The 570-nt window shown below is 51.9% G+C and carries 1 protein-coding gene; it reads left to right on the top strand.

All coding sequences use genetic code 11. From position 1 onward, the window contains the following. Window positions 1-502: IS3 family transposase (locus TH4_RS20415; RefSeq protein ID WP_064782573.1), on the top strand; the 502-nt coding region annotated here is incomplete at its 5' end. Window positions 503-570: the final 68 nt, after the last annotated feature.

Consider the following 570-nt stretch of genomic DNA (forward strand, 5'->3'; position numbering starts at 1 on the left):
TCGCCCCGAGGAGATTTTTGTCAGCGACATCACCTATGTCGAGAGTGACCAGGGCATCCATTATCTGTCTCTGGTAACGGATGCCTTCTCACGTAAAATCATGGGACATGTTCTCAGCCGCGAAATGAAAGCATCGGATGTGGTTGGCGCCCTGAAACAGGCCGTGCGCAATCGACTGACGACACATCCCCTGATCCATCATTCTGACCGGGGATTACAGTACTGCTCTGGCTGCTATCAATCTGTCTTGCGCAAACACAGGATCACTCCGTCGATGACAGATGGATATGATTGCTATCAGAACGCGCTGGCCGAACGCATCAACGGCATTCTCAAACAGGAATTCCTGTTTCACCGCTGCAAGACATTCGAAGATCTCAGGCAACTGGTCAAGGAGGCCATACAGACATACAATACCATGCGACCGCACTTCGCACTGGCGATGCAAACACCAGAACAAGTGCATCAAAAAGCCAGCGGACGATATCCGCTGGCTCCTTGAAAACCGTCAACGTATTTTAGGACGGCACAGTTCGTGTTGCTTCAAACTCAAGGCCGATGCGGGCGCCC

Source organism: Thalassospira tepidiphila MCCC 1A03514 (assembly GCF_001662875.1).
Lineage (GTDB): Bacteria > Pseudomonadota > Alphaproteobacteria > Rhodospirillales > Thalassospiraceae > Thalassospira > Thalassospira tepidiphila.